This window comes from Duganella rhizosphaerae (assembly GCF_040364205.1).
Taxonomy (GTDB): domain Bacteria; phylum Pseudomonadota; class Gammaproteobacteria; order Burkholderiales; family Burkholderiaceae_D; genus Rugamonas; species Rugamonas rhizosphaerae.
The window spans coordinates 1-2,623 of the sequence record NZ_BPWK01000045.1; the positions used below are offsets into that span (position 1 = coordinate 1).

Here is a 2,623-nt window from a genome sequence, read left to right on the forward strand (position 1 = left end):
GGCGCGCGAAGACCAGCCGGGCGACAAGCGGCTGGTGGCCTATCTGCTGGCGCGCGACGGTGCGCAGCTCGACGTGACGGCACTGCGCGCCGAGCTGGCGCGCACGCTGTCGGAGTTCATGCTGCCGAGCGCGTTCGTGGTGCTGGACGCCTTCCCGCTGACGCCGAACGGCAAGCTCGATCGCAAGGCGCTGCCGGCGCCGGACGGCGATGTCTACGCCGCGCGCGGCTACGAGGCGCCCCAGGGCGAGACCGAACAGACGCTGGCGGCGATCTGGCGCGAGCTGCTTAAGCTGGAGCAGGTCGGCCGCCACGACAACTTCTTCGAACTGGGCGGCCACTCGCTGCTGGCGGTGGCGCTGATCGAGCGCATGCGCCGTGCCGGCGTGCAGACCGACGTGCGCACCTTGTTCGGCACGCCGACCATCGCGGCGCTGGCCGCCGGCGGCGGCTCGGGCGACGTGGTGGTGCCGGCCAACGGCATCGCCGACGGCTGCGCGGCGATCACGCCGGACATGCTGCCGCTGGTGCAACTGAGCCAGCAGCAGATCGACGGCATCGTCGCGGCGGTGCCCGGCGGCGCCGCCAACATCCAGGACATCTATCCGTTGGCGCCGCTGCAGGAGGGGATACTGTTCCATCACATCATGCAGCGCGAAGGGGACGCGTATCTGCTGCCTGTATTGATCGAGTTCGACACGCGCTTGCGGGTCGATGGCTTCCTGGCCACGCTGCAAATGGTGATCGACCGTCACGACATCCTGCGCACCGCGGTGCTCTGGGACGATCTGGACGAGCCGGTGCAGGTGGTACTGCGCCGCGCGCCGCTGGTGGTCGAAGCAGTGTCTATCAACCCGCTTGACGGCGACATTGCAGCACAGCTGGTTGATCGCTACGATTCGCGCCACTACCGGATTGACGTGCGCCAGGCGCCGCTGATGCGTGGCTTCCTGTGCGAGGACCAGGGCAATGGGCGTTGGCTGCTGCAGCTGGCGGCGCATCACCTGGCGATCGATCACACTACGATGGAGATCCTGGTCGAAGAAATTCGCGTCATCCAGCAAGGAATGGAAGCGCAGCTGCCGCCGCCGCTGCCATTCCGGAACTTCGTCGCCCAGGCCCGTCTTGGCGTGAGCGCGCAAGAGCACGAGGCGTTCTTTAGCAAGATGCTGAACGATATCGACGAGCCGACCGCGCCATATGGCCTGATGGACGTGCAGGGCGATGGCGCACGTATCGTCGAGAGCCGGCGCATGGTGGACGCCGAACTTGCGTATCGCCTGCGCCGCCAGGCAAGCAGCCTTGGTGTGAGCGCGGCCAGCCTGATACATCTGGCGTGGGCGCGAGTTCTCTCGACACTGACCGGCCGCCAGGACGTGGTGTTCGGCACGGTGCTGTTCGGGCGCATGCAGGGCGGGGCGGGTTCGGATCGGGTGTTGGGGATGTTCATTAATACCTTGCCGGTGCGCGTTAGCGTCGATGACCAGAGCGCGCTGGACGGCGTGCGCGGAACCCATGTGCTGTTGACGCAATTGCTGCGGCACGAGCATGCACCGCTGGCACTGGCGCAGCGCCGCAGCGCCGTGGCTGCACCGTTGCCGCTGTTCTCGTCGCTGTTGAACTTCCGTCATACCGCCGTCGCCCACGCCAACCCGGAGGAACAAGTCGGCGCGGGATGGGAGGGGGTGGAGTTCGTCAGCGCGGAGGAACGTACCAACTATCCAGTCACGATGGCGGTCGACGATACCGGCGAAGGCTTCCAGCTGACCGCGCAGGTCAGTGCGGAAGTGGAGCCGGAGCGTGTTTGCGCGTACATGCATGCCGCGCTGGAGCAACTGGTCGGCGCGCTGGAGGAGGCGCCGCAGACGACGCTGCGCAGCATGAGCGCATTGCCGGCACTGGAGCGCAGGCAAGTGCTGATCGACTGGAACACCAACACCGACACCGATGCGGTCGCGCCGGCAGCGGAGCGTTGCGTGCATCAGCTGTTCGAGGAGCAGGCCGCGCGCGCTCCGTCGGCGGTGGCGCTGGTCCATGAGGACCGCGCAGTAAGCTACGGCGAGTTGAACGCGCAAGCCAACCGGCTGGCGCACCACCTGCGCGGCCTGGGCGTCGGCCCGGACACGCGGGTGGCGATCTGCGTCGAGCGTGGCGTCGGGATGATGGTGGCGGTGCTGGCCACGCTCAAGGCCGGCGGCGGCTACGTGCCGCTCGATCCTGCCTATCCGCAGGATCGCCTGGCCTATATGCTGGCCGACAGCGCGCCGCTGGCGGTGCTGGTCGACGGCGCCGGGCGGGCTGCGCTGGCCGATGTGGCGGATGCGGTCGGCGATGCGCCGCGCATCGACCTGGAGCAGGGCGCGGCGTGGCAGGACCACTCCGACGCCAATCCGCAAGTGGCGGGCCTGACCCCGGCGCACCTGGCCTACATCATCTATACGTCCGGCTCGACCGGCGCGCCGAAGGGCGTGATGATCGAACACGCCAACGTGGTGCGCCTGTTCAGCGCCACCGACGCCTGGTTCTCGTTCGGCGCGGACGATGTGTGGACGCTGTTCCACTCGTTCGCCTTCGACTTCTCGGTGTGGGAAATGTGGGGCGCGCTGGCGCACGGCGGCCAGCTG

At 68.0% G+C, this 2,623-nt stretch carries 1 protein-coding gene; it reads left to right on the forward strand.

Annotation, left to right across the window (positions count from 1 at the left end; genetic code table 11):
• Positions 1-2,623, forward strand: a 2,623-nt coding sequence (locus RUGAMON1_RS32490; protein ID WP_445234396.1) for an AMP-binding protein, incomplete at both ends; no start/stop codon positions are given.